The organism is Herbaspirillum sp. AP02 (genome assembly GCF_015767275.1).
Classification (GTDB): Bacteria; Pseudomonadota; Gammaproteobacteria; order Burkholderiales; family Burkholderiaceae_D; genus Herbaspirillum.
In genome coordinates this window covers 40,683-58,902 of the sequence record NZ_JADWMY010000013.1, presented here as the reverse complement: position 1 = coordinate 58,902, position 18,220 = coordinate 40,683, and the positions used below count along the sequence as shown (strand labels likewise).

The following is an 18,220-nucleotide window of genomic DNA, read 5'->3' as shown; positions in this document are numbered from 1 at the left end:
GCGCTCTGCGCACGTCCTGCGACGTAGCCCCGATGGCTGGGGCGGCGACGTCACTGTAGTGCAATCGTCTTTCTTTTACGATATAAATACGAAAATACGATCCATTCATTCTATGAATATTGCAGTGCACGCTATGCCTCCGGCTGCGGGCACGCTCTACGTTCCAAGCTCATCCATGGCCCTCATCGAACCCCGCGACATCGATCTCAATCTGCTGGTGGTGTTCCAGGAAGTCTTCCAGGAACGCCAGATTTCCTCGGTAGCGCGCCGCCTGGGCCTGTCGCAGCCGGCCGTCAGCAATGCGCTGGCGCGGTTGCGGCGCAGCTTCGGTGATGAACTCTTCGTGCGCACCGCGCAGGGCATGCAACCCACGCCATTCGCAGACCAACTGGCCGAGCCGGTCGCTGCGGCACTGCAGCAGGTGGCACGCGCTCTCAATCTGCAGGAAGGTTTCTCTGCGCAAAGTAGCGAGCGTCGCTTTACCATCGCCATGACCGATGTCGGCGAGGTCTATTTCATGCCGCGCTTGATCGAGGCCTGCGCGGCAATGGCGCCGGGAGTGAGCGTGAGCACGGTGCGCGCCGGTGCCGTCGATCTCAAGAGCGAGATGGAAGCCGGCCGGGTGGACCTGGCCATCGGCGCCTTCGACAACCTGTCCGAGGCGCTGTACCAGCGGCGGCTGTTCCGCCAGGACTACGTCAGCATGTTCCGCATCGGCCATGCGCTGGACCGGCGCGGTGAGATCAGCCTCAAGGAATTCCTGGCGGCCGAACACCTGATGGTGTCCTCGCTGGAAAGTCCCTATGACCGCATCAACCAGAATCTGGAAAAGGCCGGTATCCTGCAAAGCCTGCGCTTTCGCGTGCCGCATTTCACTGCCGTGCCCTACATCGTCAGCACCACCGATCTGGTCGTGACCGTGCCGCGCAAGCTGGCCGAGAGCGCGGCCATGCCGTTCGGACTGCGCTACATCAAGCCGCCGCTGCGACTACCGGCCCTGCAGACCAACATGTTCTGGCATCGCCGCTACAATCAGGACGAGGGCAACGTCTGGCTGCGCAATCTGATTTCAGAGCAGTTCGCCGAATAATAGGGAATAGGGCCGCAAGCGGCCAGGGAGGAACAACATGCACATCTACCGCGACTACGACCGCGAAGCGCTGGACCTGCAGTATTACGTGCGCCTGCACATCCCTGATTTCCAGGACTACTTCGACCGTTTCGCCCGTGAAGGGCTGGCCGCGCGTGAGGCCCACCCCCACCTGGCCGATCTGCCCTACGGCGAGGATGCGCTGCAGACCCTGGATTTCTTTCCCGGACGCAGCAATGGCCGCCCCCTGCTGGTGTTCATCCACGGCGGCTACTGGCGCTCTCTGGACAAGCACCAGTTCAGCCAGCTGGCCCTGCCCTACCTGGCGCAGGACATCAATGTGGCGCTGATCAATTACCGCCTGGCACCCCAGGTACGCATGGGCGACATCGCCGCCGACTGTGGGCGGGCGCTACGCATGCTGCACGCCAAGGCCGGCGCGCTACGCTTCGATCCCGAGGCGATCTGGCTCATGGGGCACTCGGCCGGCGCCCACCTGGCCGCGCTGATCGCCTCGCTGGGCGCGGCACCGGTACGCGGCGTCTGCGGCCTTTCCGGCATCTACGACCTGGAGCCGGTGCGCCTGTCCTACGTCAACGAATCCCTGCACCTGTCCCCATCCGACGCCCTGCAGGCCAGCCCGCTGCAACTGGACCTGCCGCAAGGTGCGCAGGCACTGCTGAGCGTGGGTGGACAGGAAACGGAAGAATTCCTGCGCCAGAGTGCCACCTACGCCGCCAAGCTGCGCCAGTCGGGCCATGCGGTGGAAACCGTGGCGCTGCCGCAGATACATCACCTGAGCATCGTGGACGTGGCGGCCGATGCCGGGAGTGTGTTGACGCGGACGATGATCAAAATGATGCTGGAATGAATGAAGTCTGCAGCCGCGGAGAGCACATCCGGTATGCACCAGCCCTCTGGTTCATGTGGGATTTCTTGCAGACGAGCTTCTGGTCGTTGCCCCCACGCTGCTTTTGCGGTGTTTAATCGGGCGCTTCTGCGAACTCGGTATCCCGACCTTTTGAGTACTCACTGACGCTGGTGCTGGGGCGGGGCCCGGATCTGGAGTTAAATCGAAAGTCCTATCTCCTGGAAAATTCGCCGTCAATATCAATTGACCTCCCAGAGCGCGCACGAAATCCATCACGCTGCTGACAAGCAAGTCCTCCCGATTTTCCATTTTTGAAATCGCGGCCTGTTGTACCTGCAGAGTTTCTGCGAGTGCAGCCTGAGTGATGTGCAGACTCTTTCGGAGATTCTGTAGCTTGATACTCGTTTGCAGCGACTCTGTCCTGGATTGAGCCTCCAGTTGCGCCTCCGGTCGCATGCGAGCGCGCAATTCGCTAAATTTTTTTGACATGGTCGCCTGCCTCTATCCGCAATGAATGAAGATGGATGTCGTAGAGCTTATCCGCGAGCGGTACGTATTGTTCATACCACCGATTGTTTCCTGCCTTGGTTCCGCCAATCAAAAGAATCGCACGCCGCAACGGATCGAACGCATAAAGCACCCGATAGGGTCTACCTGCATGCTGGACCCTAAGCTCCCGCATATGGGCGTGTCGCGAGCCATGGATTCCAGAACTGTAAGGATGCTTGAGAGCCGGACCATTCTGTTCGAGCAAACCGACGTAGGTTGCCACAGAGGTCTGCTCGGCTTCGTCAAGACTATTCCACCACTGACCAAATTCGTCTGTATATTCTACCTCGCAAAATGTCCTCACATTCCTCCTAAGGAATATTCCATTAAAACAATGAAGCTCGTCCTTGGACATCCTGCTGACGGCGGCTTCAGGTACGGCGCAGCAGAGTATCAAGTTCCCGTTGAAATGATTTTTTCCCGCCGGAAATGAATGCAGGAAATTGAAGGCTTTCGCACCACAGCATCGCCCCTCGAGCAAACACTCAGATATCAATAAGAATCATTTTCATCTGATCTATAATAGCGGGCTGATCCGCCCAGCCCGTCCGGGCGGTCATTGACGCGCCGGCCGTTGCACTGGCCTGGCAGACAAGATCAACAAGGCGCTCCACGCGCCCGTCGCCGCCCTACTGATACATGTTCAAGAAGATCTGGTTCCAGCTCCACTGGTTCATCGGCATCACCGCCGGCACCCTGTTGATGACCATCGGCGTGACCGGTGCGCTGCTGGCTTTCCGCGAAGAAATCATGGAGGCCTTAAGCCCCGGCGTAATGCATGTGCAAGTGCGCCAACAAGCCACGCTGACGCCGCAGCAGATGCTGGACCGGCTGCGCGATGCCGAACCCCGGCGCCGGGTCACCACCCTGACCCTGTCGGCCGAGCCGGGCGCTTCAGTGCGCGTGGTCTTCGCGCCGCCGCCGGGTGAGCGGCGCGGCCAGGCGCGCTACGCCGATCCCTATACCGGGGCGCTGCTGCCACCGGTGACAGGGGCGGAGTTCTTCGAGATCATCGAGCGCTTCCACCGCTGGCTGCTGCTGCCCACTGAGATCGGCAAGATCATCCTGGGGACGCTGGCGTTGTCGCTGCTGATGTTGGCGCTGTCCGGGCTGTACCTGCGCTGGCCGCGCCGGCCCCTGTCGCTGCGGGCCTGGCTGCGGCTGGATTTCCAGCTGCAGGGGCGCTCCTTCCTGTGGAACCTGCACTCGGTCATCGGCACCTGGTCGCTGGTGATGTATGTGATCTTCGCCACCACCGGCGCCTACTGGGCGCTGGACTGGTTCAAGGACGGCGTCAACACGCTGGCCGGCGAGAGCCGTCGCGCTCCCATGCAGCGCGGCGAAGGCAAGAAGAAGGAACAAGCTTCAGCGCCCGTGCCGCTGGACCTGACCCTGGCCTGGAACAGCTTCCTGGCCAAGGCCCCCGATTACCAGAATGCCCAGTTGCGCCTGCCCGAGCAGGGTACGCAGCCGCTGCAGATCTTCTTCCTCAGCCACGATGCGCCGCATGAACGTGCGCGCAGCCGCATGGTGGTGGCGCCGCAGACCGGCGAAGTGCGGCAACTGGAGCGCTACGAAGACAAGAGCCGGGGTGGGCGCTTCATCGCCGCCATCTATCCGCTGCACATGGGGACCTACTTCGGCCTGCCGGGTCGCATCATCATGGCGGTTGCCAGCCTGATGATGCCGTTGTTCGGCATTTCCGGCTGGATGCTGTACCTGGATCGGCGCCGCAAGAAGGCCGCGCTGCGTGCCGAGCGGGCCAGCATCGCTGGTGGCGAAGCGGCCGGCATCACCGGCGGCGAACCGGTGCTGGTGGCCCATGCCTCGCAGACCGGCCAGGCCGAGCGCATCGCCCTGCATACCGCTGCCGGACTGCGCAAGAGCGGCGTGCCGGTGACCCTGCTGCCGCTGGCGCAGGTCACCCCGGAAATCCTGCGTCACCATCGTCGCCTCCTCGTCATCGCCAGCACCTTCGGCGAAGGCGATGCACCCGACAGCGCACGCGGCGTCGAGAAGCGTCTGCGCCAGGCCACCGGACAATCCCTGTCCCACGTGCAGTACGCCATATTGGCGCTGGGCGACCGGCATTACACCCAGTTCTGCGGCTTCGGTCATACGCTCGATCACGGCCTGCGCCAGCGCGGCGCCAAGCCCATGTTCCCGTTGGTGGAAGTGGATCGCATGGCCGGCGAGGCGCTGCGTAAATGGGACAGCGAACTGGCCGCGCATGGTCTGCAGGCTGCTGTCAGCGATGTCCTGCCGGGCAGCGCGCCGGCCTGGCAGAGCTGGACGCTCACCCACCGCATGCTGATGAACCCCGGCAGCCAGGGCGCGCCCCTGTATCATCTGGAGCTACAGCCGCAGGACGGCGCCCTGCCCGCCTGGCCAGCCGGTGCGCTGGTGGAAATCCTGCCGCGTCATGCGCCGGACCGTATTGCCCTGCTGTTGCAACGCCTGCAACTGGATGGCGCCACTCTGGTGCGTCACCAGGGCGAATCCTGCACGCTGGCGCTAGCCCTGTCGTGCAGCGTGCTGCCGCAGCATGCGGTGGCAGACGCCCAGGCGCTGGTCGATACCCTGCAGCCCCTGACGCCCCGCTCCTATTCGGCAGCCTCGGTGACCGAGGATGGCGCCCTGCATCTGCTGGTGCGCCAGGTGCTGCATGAAGATGGCCTGGGTCTGGCTTCCGGCTGGCTGACCGAATTCGCACCGCTGCAGTCTGCATTGCAGCTGCGCCTGGTGGAAAACGCCAGCTTCGCACCAGCCCCGGTGCAGGCGCCGGCGATCTTCATCGGCAACGGTTCCGGCATGGCCGGTCTGCGCGGCCACCTGCATGCGCGCATCCACGCCGGGCAGACTCGCAACTGGCTGCTCTTCGGCGAACGCAACGAGGCGCACGATTTCCTCTACCGCGAACAACTGCAGCAGTGGCTGGCGCAAGGCCAGTTGACACGCCTGGACCTGGCCTTCTCGCGTGACCAGCCGGAGCGCATCTATGTCCAGGACCGCCTGCGCGAGGCTGCCACCGAACTGCGCCACTGGCTCGACCAGGGTGCGGTGCTGTACGTCTGCGGCAGCCTGGAAGGCATGGCCGCCGGGGTCGATGCCGTGCTCACCACGGTCCTCGGCGAGGCAGCCCTGCACGAGCTGATCGAGCAGAACCGCTACCGCCGCGACGTCTACTGACCCCCTTCAGGATGGGCCGATCGGCCCATCCTTGCCCTCTCCCTGCGCAGATGCGATGCCACAGCGCGGTCATCCCCAGCCTGCCCTGTAGGCAGCCCCCGCTTTCCGCTGTAGGACAGTTCCGATTCACGCCTCCCGCTGCGCCATCGCCTTGCTGTCGGGCATATACTCGACCGCACAGCGTTGCCCTCCCCCGGCATCCGAGACAGCCTCGAGGTCGATGGCAGCGCCCAACCGGGAACCATCCATGACCAACAAGAAGACAAATTCGAAGTGCTGGCCCACTGCCTGGCTCTTGCTGCTGGTGCTCTCCGCGATGCTGGCGGCCTGCAGTTCGCTCCCCACCATCGTGCCCGACATGGACACGCAGTCGGCCCGCAATATCCAGATGAAAGGCGGACGCGGCGTCCTCAGCGAAGCGCAGGCCAAGGCCGCGCTGGACAAGCTGCGCGCCCAGAACGCCGACAACACCCTGCTGGACCGCCACGTCGCCATCGAAGGTGCCATCACCGGTTCGCCCCTGGTGACCGGCAACAAGGTGACGCTGCTCATCGACGGCCCGGCCACCTATGCCTCCATGCAGCAGGCCATCCAGGCAGCGCGCTACCACGTCAACATGGAAACCTACATCATGGAAGACGACGAGGTCGGCCGCCAGTTCGCCGACCTGCTGATCTCCATGCAGAAGAAGGGCGTGCAGGTCAACCTGATGTATGACAGCGTGGGCTCCATCAACACCCCGCGCGCCTTCTTCCAGCCGATGATCGATGCCGGCATCCAGGTGCTGGAATACAACCCCATCAATCCCACCCAGGTGCGCAAGGACTGGGAGGTCAACCAGCGTGACCACCGCAAGCTGCTGGTGGTCGATGGCAAGACCGCCTTCGTCGGCGGCATCAACATCAGCAGTGTCTATTCCAGCGGCTCCTTCAGTACCCGCAAGAAGAAGCCGCGCGTCAACAAGGACGGCGAACAGATTCCCTGGCGCGATACGCAGGTACGCATCGATGGCCCGGTGGCGTTGGAATTCCAGAAGCTCTTCGTCGATACCTGGAACAGGCAGCGTGGCCCCGACCTGGGCGAACACCGCTACTTCCCGCCGGTGGCGCCGGCGGGCACCGAGATCGTGCGCGCCATCGGCAGTTCGGCTGACGACCCCTACAGCGTCATCTATGCCACCTTCATCTCCGCCATCCAGCATGCCGAAAGCTCGATCTACCTGACCAATGCCTACTTCGTGCCCGATCCGCAACTGCGCGACTCGCTCAAGGATGCCGCCCGGCGCGGCGTGGATGTGCGCCTGATCCTGCCCTCGCACAGCGATTCCTCGCTGGTGCTGTATGCCTCGCGCTCCTTCTATGCGGAACTGCTGGAAGCCGGTGTACGCATCTTCGAACGCCAGGATGCCCTGCTGCATTCCAAGACCGCCATCATCGACGGTGTCTGGTCCACCATCGGCTCGACCAACCTGGACTGGCGCAGCTTCGTCTACAACCAGGAAATCAATGCGGTGATCCTGAGCCCGCAGTTCGGCGTCCAGATGAAGAGCATGTTCGACCGGGATCTCGGCGCCTCCAAGGAAATTACGAAGGAACAATGGGCACAGCGGCCGATCAGTGAAAGAATGAAGGAGTTCGGCGCCAGCGTCTGGTCCCGCCTGCTGTAGCCGGCATCGAATACTGAAACCACTGCACCATTGAAGAGGAGTCCGGTTTGCGATCCATGTTGTCCCGTCTGACCCTGCATCTGATCTTCCCGGCCACGTTGGCCCTGGCCGCCTGCGGCTGGGCACACGCCCAAACCCAGACTGGCGCGGCGGCCATGAAAAGCCGCTACACGGAGCTGCAGGGGGAGCTCAACAACAATGCCTACCACCGCCCGCTCTATCTCAACTCGCGCGAGGACGGCGGCAACGTCAAGGGCGATATCTACGCGGTGCTGGACTACCCCTTCACCCAGGTGCGCGAAGCCCTGGGCGGCCCCGACCGCTGGTGTGACATCCTGATCCTGCACCTGAACACCAAGTATTGCCGGCTCCTCCACGATGGCACAAAGACCACCCTGCGCATGCAGGTCGGCAAGAAGACCGAGGAGTCCCTCGACAGCACCTACCGGGTCGACCTGCGCTACAGCGGCGGCGCCAGCGGCGCCGACTATTTCTCGTCCTCGATGCTGGCCGAGAAGGGGCCGCTGGATACCTCCAACTATCGCATCGAGATCGAATCCATCCCCCTGGACGAAAAGCGCTCCTTCCTCCACTTCAGCTATGCCTATTCGTATGGCATGGCCAGCAAGCTGGCCTTGCGCGCCTACCTGATGACGGCCGGGCGTGACAAGGTCGGCTTCAGCGTGGTCAAACGCGATGCACAGGGACAGCCGCAATACATCGAAGGCACCCGTGCCACCGTGGAGCGCAATACCATGCGCTACTACCTGGCCATCGACGCCTATCTTTCCGGACTGGCAGCGCCCGCCGAGCAACGACTGGAAAAGCGCCTGGCCAACTGGTATGACGCGACCGAACAATATCCGCGCCAACTGCATGAAGTCAGCCGGGACGAATACCTCGGCATGAAACGCAATGAAGTGGCGCGGCAGCAGAAGGCGGGCAGCTAGGCCGGCACGCGCCGGCTCTCATCCCTGCTGTTTTCTTCACCCGGTATCACAAGGCATTCACCGCCACCTACGCCTGGCAGCCCGCCTGCTCGCGCAACCATTCCAGGAAGGCCGCGACCGCCGGTCGCCGTGCGTGGTGCGCGGGATAGACCGCGAAGTGGGCCTTGACCCGCACCGCCTTGTCCAGCCCGAAGATGGGCTTCAGTTTCTTTTCCTCGATATGACGCGCCGCCACCGTGGCACTTTCCAGCGCCACGCCCAGGCCCTGGGTGGCCGCGTCCAGTGACATCTGGGCGCGATCGAAGCGCACCGCGAACTGCTCCGGCGGGCGCACATCCGCAAACTCCGCGAACCAATCGGCCCACTGCACCACGCTCACGTTGCTGCGAATGAGCTTCACGCCCAGCAGGTCGGCAGGTCGGCGGATGCGGGCAGCACGAATGAAGGCCGGACTGGCCAGCGGCACGATGCGCTCTTCGAACAAGGGCTCCACCACCAGCCCCGGCCAGTTGGGAATGCCGTAGCGGATGTCCACATCCACCTCTCCCAGTTCGAAATTGCTCTGCGAATGCGCGGCCGAGAGATTGAAAGTGATCGCCGGATAGCTGCGCGCGAAATCATTGAGGCGCGCCATCAGCCACAGGCTGGCAATGCTGGGCGCGGAATGGATGTAGAGCGTATTGCTGACACCCTGGCGCACGTCCACCGAAGCGGCAGTGATGGCCGAGATCGCCCCCTGGATGCGGGCCAGATAACTCTCCCCGGCGGTGGTGATGCGCACACCGTGGGCGCTGCGCTCGAACAGGCGGATGCCGAGATAGGACTCCAGCCGCGCCACCTGATGACTCACCGCCGACGCCGTCAAATGCAGTTCGGCCGCGGCCAGCGCAAAACTCTTGCGCCGGGCCACCGCTTCGAAGGCCTGGAGGTTGGGCAGGGGCGGGAGAACGGCCATGGACGGGCTCCGTAGCTAAGATGACGATCTGTCACTTTAACATGACGAGACTTCGCTTGTCGTCAGGCGAGGAAAGTCCGACCATGCGCTCAGAACAAAAACGGAGACAGGGTGGTACAGCGGCGGGCCCGCTGCACGCCCGCATCTATGCACCCTCTGCGCGCCCTCTGCGCCGGCTCTGTCTCCGCTGCTGCTCACTCGAACGCAAATCATCTGGAGAACACGACATGCTGCTCAAGGACAAGGTTGCCGTCATTACCGGCGGTGCAGGTATCAATGGTCTGGGTTACGCCACGGCACGCCTGATGGCCAGGCAAGGCGCCCGCGTGGTGGTGCTGGACCTGGCCCAGGCCGATCCGTCCGACGCCGCCGCCGGCCTGGGCGATCATCACCTGGGCCTGGTGACCGACGTCACCGACAAGGCCTCCTGCGAGGCTGCTGCGGCCGCCGTGCTCAAGCAGTTCGGGCGCATCGACATCCTGGTCAACAATGCCGGCATCACCCAGCCGGTCAAGACGCTGGAGATCACCGGCGCCGACTATGACCGCATCCTGGACGTCAGCCTGCGCGGCACGCTCTACATGTCGCAGGCGGTACTGCCGGCCATGCGTGCCCAGCAAAGTGGCTCGATCATCTGCATCTCCTCGGTCTCGGCGCAACGCGGCGGCGGCATCCTCGGAGGCCCGCACTACTCGGCCGCCAAGGCTGGCGTACTCGGCCTGGCGCGCGCCATGGCCCGCGAGTTCGGCCCGGAAGGCATCCGCGTCAACTGCATCACGCCGGGCCTGATCGGCACCGACATCATCAAGGGCAAACTCACCGAGGAAAAGAAGGCCGAGATCGCCGAGACCATTCCATTGGCACGCCTGGGCCGGGCCGACGACATCGGCGGCGCCTGCGTCTTCCTCGGCAGCGACCTCTCGCAGTACTGCACCGGCATCACGCTGGATGTGAACGGCGGCATGCTGATCCATTAAACGCAGCTTAATGCTCGTGCACGCCGGCCTGGCCGGCATCTTTCCGACCACCAGAACACAACAGGAGACCTGACATGACCCATGACAACGACAACAACCGCGGCAAGACCACCCTGAGCCGCCGCCAGCTGCTCAAGGCCGGCGCCGTCGGCGCGGCATTGCCGCTGTTTTCCATCATGAGCCGCCCGGCCAACGCCGCCGAGTTCAACTACAAGTTCGCCACCGGCCAGGACCCGTCGCACCCGGTCAACAAGCGTGCGCAGCAAGCCATCGACCGCATCCGCGAGGCCACCAGTGGACGTCTGGAAATCAAGCTGTTCCCCGCCAACCAGTTGGGCTCGGACACCGACCTGATGTCGCAGATCCGCAATGGCGGCGTGGAATTCTTCAACCAGGCCAGCGTGGTGCTGTCCACGCTGGTGCCGGCAGCCGGCATCGTCAACACCGGCTTCGCCTTCCACGACTACAAGGAAGTCTGGCAGGCCATGGACGGTCCGCTGGGTGCCTATGTGCGGGCGCAGATCGAGAAGGTCGGCCTGCTGACCATGTCCAAGCCCTGGGACAATGGCTTCCGCCAGATCACCACCTCCACCAAGCCGATCAAGACGGCCGGCGATCTCAAGGGCCTGAAGCTGCGGGTGCCGGCCGCGCCGATGCTGACCTCGCTGTTTACCGCACTGGGCGCCAGCCCGACGCCGATCAACTTCAATGAAGTCTATTCGTCGTTGCAGACCCGGCTGGTCGAGGGCCAGGAGAATCCGCTGGCCATCATCAGCACCGCCCGCCTCTACGAAGTGCAGAAGTTCTGCACCATCTCCAACCATGTCTGGGATGCCTACTGGATCCTGGGCAACCGCCGTGCCTTCGAGAAGCTGCCCAAGGACATCCAGGAAATCGTGCGGCGCGAACTGGACAAGGCCGCCACCGACGAACGCGCCGACATTGCCTCGCTGGCCGGCTTCGCCCGCAACGACCTGCAGGGCAAGGGCGTGCAGATCATCGAGGCCGACAAGGAATCCTTCAAGCAGGCACTGGCCCAGGCCAACTTCTACAAGGACATGCGCGCCAAGTTCGGCGATGACGCCTGGAAGCTGCTGCAGAACAGCGTCGGAGGCCTGGGATGAGCGCGCTGTCGCTGGAGCAGCCGGTCACCGCCGAGCGCTCACTGGCGGCGCGCCTGGAACAGTGGCTGGGCCTGGCCATCGAAATCCCGGCAGCAGCACTGGTGGTGGGTGAAGTGGCGGTACTGCTGGCCGGCGTGGTGATGCGCTTCATCTTCAACAGCCCCATCCCTTGGGCCGATGAGCTGGCGTCCATCCTCTTCCTGTGGCTGGCCAACCTGGGGGCCGTGGTGGCCCTGCGGCGCGGCACCCACATGCGTACCACGGTGCTGGTGGGCTACCTGAGCGAACGCGGCAAGGCCTGGGCCGAGGCCCTGGCCATCATCGCGCCCTGCGTGATGCTGCTGCTCCTCATGCACCCGATGTGGGAATACGCGGAGGATGAAATGTTCGTGCAGACCCCGGCCCTGGGTTGGCCCAACACGGTGCGCGCGGCGGCCGTGGCGGTGGGCGCGGCACTGATGATCGCCATCAGCCTGTTGCGCATCTCGCGCCAGAAACTGGCGGACCTGGCCGGCGTGCTGGTCGTGCTGGCGGTGGTGGCCGGCGCCATGTACCTGGGCGCGGGCTGGCTGCAGGCCATCGGCAACTGGAACCTGGTGGTGTTCTTCGGTCTGGTGCTGGGGGTATCGGTGCTGCTGGGCATTCCCATCGCCTTCTGCTTCGGACTGGCGACGGTGGCCTTCATGCTGACCGTGACCACCAGCCCGCTGGCGGTGGTGGCGGGACGCTTCGACGAAGGCATGTCCTCGCTGATCCTGCTGGCAGTGCCGCTGTTCATCCTGCTCGGCCACCTGGTGGAGATGACCGGCATGGCCAAGGCCATGGTGGACTTCCTGGCTTCGCTGCTGGGTCACGTGCGCGGCGGACTGAACTATGTGCTGCTGGGTGCGATGCTGCTGGTGTCGGGCATTTCCGGCGCCAAGACCGCCGACATGGCGGCAGTCGCCCCGGTACTGCTGCCGGAGATGAAGCGGCGCGGCAATCACGAGGGTGAACTCATCTCGCTGCTGGCGGCCTCCGGCGCCATGGCCGAGACCATCCCGCCCTCGCTGGTGCTGATCACCATCGGCTCGGTGGCCGGGGTATCGATTGCGGCGCTGTTCACCGGCGGCATCATGCCGGGCATCGTGCTGGCGGTATTGTTGGCGATGCTGGCGCGCTGGCGCAGTGCCGAAATCATGGAAGGCATCCAGCGCGCACCCGGCAAGGTGGTACTGCGTACGCTCGTCATCGCCCTGCCCGCGCTGTTGCTGCCTATCCTGATCCGCACTGCGGTGGTCGAAGGCGTGGCCACGGCCACCGAAGTCTCCACCATCGGCATCGCCTATTCGGTGGTAGCGGGCCTGCTGATCTATCGCAAGTTCGACTGGAAGCGGCTGTATCCGATGCTGGTGGATACGGCTGCCTTGTCGGGGGCCATCCTGTTCATCATCGGCACGGCTACCGGCATGTCCTGGGCGCTGACGCAGTCGGGCTTTTCGCACGCGCTGGCCGAGGCCATGACCAGCGTGCCGGGTGGCCAGTATGGCTTCCTGCTGGTGTCGATTGCGGCCTTCATCGTGCTGGGTAGTGTGCTGGAGGGCATCCCGGCGATGGTGCTGTTCGCACCGCTGCTGTTCCCGGTGGCCAAGGCCATTGGCGTGCACGAAGTGCACTACGCCATGGTGATCATCCTGTCCATGGGCGTGGGCCTGTTCGCACCGCCCTTCGGCCTGGGTTACTACGCCGCCTGCACCATCGGCCGCGTGCATCCGGACGTGGCGGTCAAGCGTATCTGGCCTTATCTGGGCGCACTGGTGGTGGGCCTGCTGATCGTGGCCTTCGTACCGTGGTTCTCCATCGGCTTCCTGTGATTTTTACGCATTCATCCATCAAGCAAGGACTCGCAATGTCTGACAATTTGACCAAGCTGCGCGCCAGCGCATACCGCATCCGCCGCAATGCCGTGCGCATGGGCGAGGTCCAGGGCCAGGGCTATATCGGCCAGGCGCTGGGCTGGGCCGACGTGCTGGCGGTGGCCTACAAGCACGCCATGAACCTGCGCCCGGACGACCCCGAGTGGAGCGGCCGCGACCGTTTCCTGCTCTCGCACGGCCATTACGCCATCGCCCTCTACGCAGCGCTGATCGAGGCCGGCATCATCCCCGACGAGGAACTGGACAGCTATGGCAGCGACGACAGCCGCCTGCCCATGTCCGGCATGGCAAGCTATACGCCGGGCATGGAAATCTCCGGCGGTTCGCTGGGCCAGGGCCTGGCCATCGCCGTGGGCATGGCGCTAGGCTTGCGCTACAACGGCAATCCGGCGTTCATCTACAACTCCATGTCGGACGGTGAGCTGGATGAAGGCGCGACCTGGGAAGCCGCCATGGGTGCGGCCCACCACCAGCTGGGCAATCTCATCTGCCTGGTCGACATCAACAACCAGCAGGCCGATGGCCCGTCCAGCAAGATCATGGGCTTCGAGCCACTGGCCGACAAATGGACCTCCTTCGGCTGGCATGTGCAACGGGTCGATGGCAATGACCTGGCGGCCGTGGTGCAGGCCTTCGATACTGCGCGCAATCTGAAGGACAGCAAGCCACGCGTGATCCTGTTCGACACCCTGATGGGCAAGGGCGTGCCCTTCCTGGAGCAACGCGAGAAGAATCACTTCATCCGCGTCGATCCACCCGAATGGCAGCAGGCGCTGACCATCCTCGACCAGTCCTATCAACAAGGAAGCCCAGCATGAACACTGCCGCAGAAAAGAAACCACGCCTGACCACCTCGGCCATGATCGCCTCCATCGCCGGCGAAGGGCAACGGGTACAGGCGGCCCCGTTTGGCAAGGCACTGGTGGACTACGCCGCCGACCGTCCCGAAATCGTGGGCCTGACCGCCGACCTGGCCAAGTACACCGACCTGCACCTGTTCCAGAAAGCCTATCCAGAGCGCTTTTTCCAGATGGGCATGGCCGAGCAGTTGCTGATGGCGGCCGCCGGCGGCATGGCCAAGGAAGGCCTGGTACCGTTCGCCACCACCTATGCAGTCTTTGCCACGCGTCGCGCCTACGACTTCATCCATCAGGTGATCGCTGAAGAAAACCTGAATGTGAAGATCTGCTGCGCCCTGCCCGGCCTGACCACCGGCTACGGCCCCAGCCACCAGGCCACCGAAGACCTGGCGATGATGCGCGCCATTCCCGGCCTGACCATCGTCGACCCCTGCGACGCCCTGGACCTGGAACAGGCCGTGCCGCAGATCGCCGCCCACCAGGGGCCGGTCTACATGCGCCTGGCGCGCGGCAACGTACCGCTGGTGCTGGATGAATATGACTACCGCTTCGAACTGGGCCGTGCCAAGGAAATCCGCGATGGCAACGATGTGCTGATCATCTCCAGCGGCTTCATGACCATGCGCGCACTGGAAGTGGCCAAGGCGCTGGAGGCGGACAAGGTCAGCGTAGGCGTGCTGCACTGTCCGACCATCAAACCCTTCGACGAGGCCACCGTACTGGCCCAGGTCAAGAAGAAGCACCGCCTGGTGGTGGTCGCCGAAAACCATTCGGTCATCGGCGGCCTGGGCGAGATCGTGGCCAGCACGCTGATGCGCCATGGCGTGCAGCCAGCCGGATTCCAGATGGCCGGCCTGCCGGATGCCTTCCTCGATGCAGGCGCGCTGCCGACCTTGCATGATCGTTACGGGATCAGCTGCGAGGTGTTGAGCGAACGCATCAAGGGGTGGTTGAAATAGACTCGCCTCCGGGCTGGAAATAAAAAAGGAGACCGCAGTCTCCTTTTTTCATTGCATGCAAGCAGATTTACTTCAGGCTCAACACCCACTTCACCAGCTCACGTGCCTCGGCTTCGCTCACCTGGCCCTTGTTGGCCGGCATGGCCACCGCGCCCCAGGTGCCGCTACCACCGTTGAGGACCTTCTGGGTCAGCTTGGCTTCGGCGTCCTTCTGGCCGGCGTATTTCTTGGCCACGTCCTTGAAGGCAGGACCGACGATCTTGGCATCCACCGAGTGGCAGGCCATGCAATTCTTGGACTTGGCCAGTTGCGCATTGGCCAGCGCTTCGGCCGAAATGGCCGATCCGGCCACCAGGGTGGCGATCAACAACAGGTATTTCATGGGAGCTCCTCAGCAAGCGGTGAACGACGGTGACGCCTGCTGCGGCATTCTCCAGGCGCTTCGCAGGCGGGGCTATTCTAACCGGCTTCGGTACGCCGCCTCTATCTGCCCTGGCGTATATCTGTCATAGATCAAATTCCATGACGGAAATATCGGCCTGTATCGCTGGCTTGCCGCTCCCCATGGCCAGGGATATCATGGACGCCCGACTCATTCGGAACCGATATCAGTCTATGCCCGACCATCCCCGCCTGGAACTGCGCCAGCTGCGCTACTTCGCCGCCGTGGCCGAGGAAAAGCACTTCGGCCGCGCCGCCGCCCGCCTGCACATGACCCAGCCGCCCTTGTCGCAAACCATCGCGGCGCTGGAAGAGCAACTGGGTACACCGCTGTTCCAGCGCACCAAGCGCAGCGTGGCGCTGACCCCGGCGGGGGAAGCCCTGCTGCCGGAAGTCCAGCGCCTCCTGCAACAGGCCGCCGCCCTGCCGGACCTGGCGCGCCGGGCGGCCAGCGGTGCTTCCGGGCTGCTGACGCTGTCCTTCATCTCCAGCGCCGACTACAGCATCCTGCCACCGCTGCTGCAGCGTTTCCGCGCCCGTTATCCCCAGGTGCAGATCGAATTGCGCGAAGCCACCACCGACATCCAGCTGGAAGACCTGATGCAGGGCAAGATCGACGCCGGCCTGTTGCTGCCGCCGTTACCGGAGAAAGCCGCCACCCTGCTGGATGTACGGCCAGTCCTGTCCGAACCGCTGATCGCGGCGATTCCCGAGGGCGCCGTCAGGAAGCGCGGCCCGGTGTCCCTCAAGAGCTTGCGCGAGCTGCCGCTGATCATCTTCCCGCGCCGCATCTCTCCAGCCTTCCATGACACCATCCTGTCGTGCTTTCGCGATGCCGGGGTGACTCCGCATATCGGCCAGGAAGCCATCCAGATGCAGACCATCGTCGGCCTGGTCTCGGCTGGCATGGGAATGGCGCTTGTGCCACAATCCGTGTCGAACCTGAAACGCCCGGGTGTTGACTACCGCCGGCTCTCCGACCCGGCGCCGGACATCCAGACCGGCCTGGCCTGGCGCCGCGACAATCCATCCAGCGTCCTGCGGGCCCTGCTGGAGCTGCTGGAAACACCGGGCTGATCGCATTGGACTGCGCCCGTTCCCGCCCGACGGGAGCGGCACCGGCGAACTTGCCAGGCCCGCCGCGCTCCAATTGCGGTTCCGCCCAACAACAGAAAGATCAAACTCATGCTCGTCCACCCCATGCCCGACCCGATTGCCATCCACATCGGGCCGCTGGCCGTCCACTGGTATGGCCTGATGTACCTGCTGGCCTTTGCCCAATTCATCGCGCTGGGACGCCTGCGCATCAAACAGCCGCACATCGCCGCCGTCGGCTGGAAGAAGGAAGACCTGGACGACATGCTCTTCTACGGGGTGCTCGGGGTGGTCCTGGGCGGGCGACTGGGTGAAATCCTGTTCTACAACCCCGCCTATTATTTCGCGAATCCGGCCGACATGATCGCGGTCTGGAAGGGTGGCATGTCCTTCCACGGCGGCTTCCTGGGGGTGATGCTGGCCATGTACCTGTGGGGTCGCAAGCGTGGCCGCAACCTGATGGACATCATGGACTTCATCGCGCCCATGGTGCCGCTGGGGTATGCCGCCGGTCGCCTGGGCAATTTCATCAACGCCGAACTACCGGGTCGCCCGGCCGACCCGTCGCTGCCCTGGGCCATGATCTGGCCGAATGTGGACAACATCCCGCGCCACCCCTCGCCGATCTACCAGATGCTGGTCGATGGCATCCTGCTGTTCATCATCCTGTGGATCTTTGCGCGCCATTCCCGCCCGCGCATGGCGGTGGCCGGCATGTTCTCGCTGCTGTACGGTTGCGCGCGCTTCTTCACCGAATATTTCCGGGTGCCGGATTACGAAGTCCACTTCGGCGGCATCACCATCTCGGCCGGGCAGATGCTGTCGGTGCCGATGATCGTGCTGGGCATCATCCTGCTGGTGCTGGCCTACAGGCTCAAGCAGCAGGCACAGGCACCTTCTGAACCTGTTTTGGCCGGCAAGAAGTAATCCCGGCTCCGTCATCAAGACGGTCCGCCACAACGTCTGCCAGCCCGCGCTGGCGGCCTTGATGAAGCGGACCGGATCACGGCCGGTCGCGCCGGCCGGGTTTTCCCTCAGCGCACTTTACGCACCTCGGTAGCGCCAGGCAGCAGCGTAGAACCATCCTTGGCGGCAGGTGCCATGAAGGGGATGGACTTGCCCGTTCGCTTGTCCACCAGCACCGAGTGGGGCTCGCCACGTTCGAACAGGTGCCGTTCTCCCCATTGGCGTAGCGCCACCACGACCGGAAACAGGCTTTCCCCCTCCGCCGTCAACACATACTCCTGGTAGGCCGTGCCATCCGACGCATCCTGGGTTTCAAGGATGCCTGCATCGACCAGCTTGCGCAGTCGATCGGCGAGGATGTTGCGGGCCACGCCCAGGCTGCGCTGGAAATCACCGAAGCGGCGCATGCCATCGAACGCATCGCGCACGATCAGCAGCGACCAGCGATCGCCGATCAGATCAACGGATCGCGCAACAGGACAGGCTTCGTTTTTCAAGGGCTTGCGGGATGGCATGGTATTCCTGGTGAGCGGAGCAAGGCAGGTTATCTGGTTGCATTTTAAAACCATATCACCTAGCATTCAATCAGTTTTATTTTGCAACCAGATTGAA

The 18,220-nt window shown here is 63.7% G+C and carries 17 protein-coding genes; 12 read left to right on the top strand and 5 right to left on the bottom strand.

What is annotated here, in order from left to right:
• Positions 1-175 precede the first annotated feature (175 nt).
• Positions 176-1,090, top strand: a complete 915-nt coding sequence (locus I5R65_RS21325) for a LysR family transcriptional regulator (RefSeq protein WP_180670798.1) — start codon at positions 176-178, stop codon at positions 1,088-1,090.
• A 37-nt stretch (positions 1,091-1,127) separates the two neighbouring features.
• Positions 1,128-1,961, top strand: coding sequence for an alpha/beta hydrolase (locus I5R65_RS21320; protein ID WP_180670797.1), 834 nt, complete (start codon positions 1,128-1,130; stop codon positions 1,959-1,961).
• A 51-nt stretch (positions 1,962-2,012) separates the two neighbouring features.
• On the opposite strand, the gene I5R65_RS21315 is transcribed toward I5R65_RS21320, so the two are convergent.
• Entirely contained in the window at positions 2,013-2,417 is a 405-nt protein-coding gene (locus I5R65_RS21315) for a helix-turn-helix domain-containing protein (RefSeq protein WP_231395287.1), read from the bottom strand.
• A 16-nt stretch (positions 2,418-2,433) separates the two neighbouring features.
• Complete coding sequence (locus I5R65_RS21310) at positions 2,434-2,814, bottom strand: type II toxin-antitoxin system RelE/ParE family toxin (RefSeq protein WP_077236711.1); 381 nt, start codon at positions 2,812-2,814, stop codon at positions 2,434-2,436.
• Between the two features lie 335 nt (positions 2,815-3,149).
• Between I5R65_RS21310 and I5R65_RS21305 the strand changes: the two genes are divergently transcribed.
• The 3 genes from I5R65_RS21305 (at position 3,150) to I5R65_RS21295 (ending at position 8,315) form a co-directional block, all read left to right on the top strand.
• Positions 3,150-5,699, top strand: a complete 2,550-nt coding sequence (locus I5R65_RS21305; protein WP_180670795.1) for a PepSY domain-containing protein — start codon at positions 3,150-3,152, stop codon at positions 5,697-5,699.
• A gap of 247 nt (positions 5,700-5,946) precedes the next feature.
• A complete protein-coding gene (gene cls / locus I5R65_RS21300) occupies positions 5,947-7,365 on the top strand; it encodes a cardiolipin synthase (protein WP_180670794.1) in 1,419 nt (472 codons plus the stop codon).
• 56 nt (positions 7,366-7,421) lie between these two features.
• A complete protein-coding gene (locus I5R65_RS21295; RefSeq protein WP_180670793.1) occupies positions 7,422-8,315 on the top strand; it encodes a hypothetical protein in 894 nt (297 codons plus the stop codon).
• Positions 8,316-8,382: 67 nt separating this feature from the next.
• Here the strand turns inward: I5R65_RS21295 and I5R65_RS21290 are convergent, their stop codons facing one another.
• Positions 8,383-9,270 (bottom strand): LysR substrate-binding domain-containing protein, encoded by an 888-nt coding sequence (locus tag I5R65_RS21290; protein WP_180670792.1) that lies wholly within the window; start codon positions 9,268-9,270, stop codon positions 8,383-8,385.
• A 227-nt stretch (positions 9,271-9,497) separates the two neighbouring features.
• Between I5R65_RS21290 and I5R65_RS21285 the strand changes: the two genes are divergently transcribed.
• The 5 genes from I5R65_RS21285 to I5R65_RS21265 all read left to right on the top strand — a co-directional run bounded on the left by I5R65_RS21285 (position 9,498) and on the right by I5R65_RS21265 (position 15,106).
• Positions 9,498-10,247 (top strand): SDR family NAD(P)-dependent oxidoreductase, encoded by a 750-nt coding sequence (locus tag I5R65_RS21285; RefSeq protein ID WP_180670791.1) that lies wholly within the window; start codon positions 9,498-9,500, stop codon positions 10,245-10,247.
• A 74-nt stretch (positions 10,248-10,321) separates the two neighbouring features.
• On the top strand, positions 10,322-11,371 hold the full coding sequence (locus I5R65_RS21280) for a TRAP transporter substrate-binding protein (RefSeq protein ID WP_180670790.1): 1,050 nt from the start codon (positions 10,322-10,324) through the stop codon (positions 11,369-11,371).
• A complete protein-coding gene (locus I5R65_RS21275) occupies positions 11,368-13,224 on the top strand; it encodes a TRAP transporter large permease subunit (protein ID WP_180670789.1) in 1,857 nt (618 codons plus the stop codon). Before I5R65_RS21280 ends, I5R65_RS21275 begins: the two co-directional genes overlap by 4 nt.
• 35 nt (positions 13,225-13,259) lie before the next feature.
• The gene (locus tag I5R65_RS21270; RefSeq protein ID WP_180670788.1) at positions 13,260-14,105 is read left to right on the top strand and encodes a transketolase; all 846 of its coding nucleotides are present in this window, start codon (positions 13,260-13,262) and stop codon (positions 14,103-14,105) included.
• Positions 14,102-15,106 carry a transketolase family protein gene (locus I5R65_RS21265; protein WP_180670787.1) on the top strand — a complete coding sequence of 335 codons (1,005 nt, stop codon included), beginning with the start codon at positions 14,102-14,104 and terminating at the stop codon, positions 15,104-15,106. Before I5R65_RS21270 ends, I5R65_RS21265 begins: the two co-directional genes overlap by 4 nt.
• A gap of 67 nt (positions 15,107-15,173) precedes the next feature.
• Here the strand turns inward: I5R65_RS21265 and I5R65_RS21260 are convergent, their stop codons facing one another.
• A complete protein-coding gene (locus I5R65_RS21260) occupies positions 15,174-15,488 on the bottom strand; it encodes a c-type cytochrome (protein ID WP_180670786.1) in 315 nt (104 codons plus the stop codon).
• Positions 15,489-15,721: 233 nt separating this feature from the next.
• Here I5R65_RS21260 and I5R65_RS21255 point away from each other — a divergent pair, with 233 nt between their 5' ends.
• Both I5R65_RS21255 and lgt read left to right on the top strand, forming a co-directional pair.
• Positions 15,722-16,624 carry a LysR family transcriptional regulator gene (locus I5R65_RS21255; RefSeq protein WP_180670785.1) on the top strand — a complete coding sequence of 301 codons (903 nt, stop codon included), beginning with the start codon at positions 15,722-15,724 and terminating at the stop codon, positions 16,622-16,624.
• 108 nt (positions 16,625-16,732) lie between these two features.
• Complete coding sequence (gene lgt, locus I5R65_RS21250; protein ID WP_180670784.1) at positions 16,733-17,569, top strand: prolipoprotein diacylglyceryl transferase; 837 nt, start codon at positions 16,733-16,735, stop codon at positions 17,567-17,569.
• 107 nt (positions 17,570-17,676) lie between these two features.
• Here the strand turns inward: lgt and I5R65_RS21245 are convergent, their stop codons facing one another.
• Positions 17,677-18,123: a helix-turn-helix domain-containing protein gene (locus I5R65_RS21245; RefSeq protein ID WP_180670783.1), complete on the bottom strand. Its 447-nt coding sequence runs from the start codon at positions 18,121-18,123 to the stop codon at positions 17,677-17,679.
• Positions 18,124-18,220: the final 97 nt, after the last annotated feature.

Excerpts from the sequence above, each read along its gene's own strand:
- I5R65_RS21325 (WP_180670798.1), top strand. The coding sequence starts at position 176 with ATGGCCCTCATCGAACCCCGCGACATCGATCTCAATCTGCTGGTGGTG.
- I5R65_RS21320 (WP_180670797.1), top strand. The coding sequence starts at position 1,128 with ATGCACATCTACCGCGACTACGACCGCGAAGCGCTGGACCTGCAGTAT.
- I5R65_RS21315 (WP_231395287.1), bottom strand. The coding sequence starts at position 2,417 with ATGCGACCGGAGGCGCAACTGGAGGCTCAATCCAGGACAGAGTCGCTG.
- I5R65_RS21305 (WP_180670795.1), top strand. The coding sequence starts at position 3,150 with ATGTTCAAGAAGATCTGGTTCCAGCTCCACTGGTTCATCGGCATCACC.
- cls (WP_180670794.1), top strand. The coding sequence starts at position 5,947 with ATGACCAACAAGAAGACAAATTCGAAGTGCTGGCCCACTGCCTGGCTC.
- I5R65_RS21295 (WP_180670793.1), top strand. The coding sequence starts at position 7,422 with ATGTTGTCCCGTCTGACCCTGCATCTGATCTTCCCGGCCACGTTGGCC.
- I5R65_RS21290 (WP_180670792.1), bottom strand. The coding sequence starts at position 9,270 with ATGGCCGTTCTCCCGCCCCTGCCCAACCTCCAGGCCTTCGAAGCGGTG.
- I5R65_RS21285 (WP_180670791.1), top strand. The coding sequence starts at position 9,498 with ATGCTGCTCAAGGACAAGGTTGCCGTCATTACCGGCGGTGCAGGTATC.
- I5R65_RS21280 (WP_180670790.1), top strand. The coding sequence starts at position 10,322 with ATGACCCATGACAACGACAACAACCGCGGCAAGACCACCCTGAGCCGC.
- I5R65_RS21275 (WP_180670789.1), top strand. The coding sequence starts at position 11,368 with ATGAGCGCGCTGTCGCTGGAGCAGCCGGTCACCGCCGAGCGCTCACTG.
- I5R65_RS21270 (WP_180670788.1), top strand. The coding sequence starts at position 13,260 with ATGTCTGACAATTTGACCAAGCTGCGCGCCAGCGCATACCGCATCCGC.
- I5R65_RS21265 (WP_180670787.1), top strand. The coding sequence starts at position 14,102 with ATGAACACTGCCGCAGAAAAGAAACCACGCCTGACCACCTCGGCCATG.
- I5R65_RS21260 (WP_180670786.1), bottom strand. The coding sequence starts at position 15,488 with ATGAAATACCTGTTGTTGATCGCCACCCTGGTGGCCGGATCGGCCATT.
- I5R65_RS21255 (WP_180670785.1), top strand. The coding sequence starts at position 15,722 with ATGCCCGACCATCCCCGCCTGGAACTGCGCCAGCTGCGCTACTTCGCC.
- lgt (WP_180670784.1), top strand. The coding sequence starts at position 16,733 with ATGCTCGTCCACCCCATGCCCGACCCGATTGCCATCCACATCGGGCCG.
- I5R65_RS21245 (WP_180670783.1), bottom strand. The coding sequence starts at position 18,123 with ATGCCATCCCGCAAGCCCTTGAAAAACGAAGCCTGTCCTGTTGCGCGA.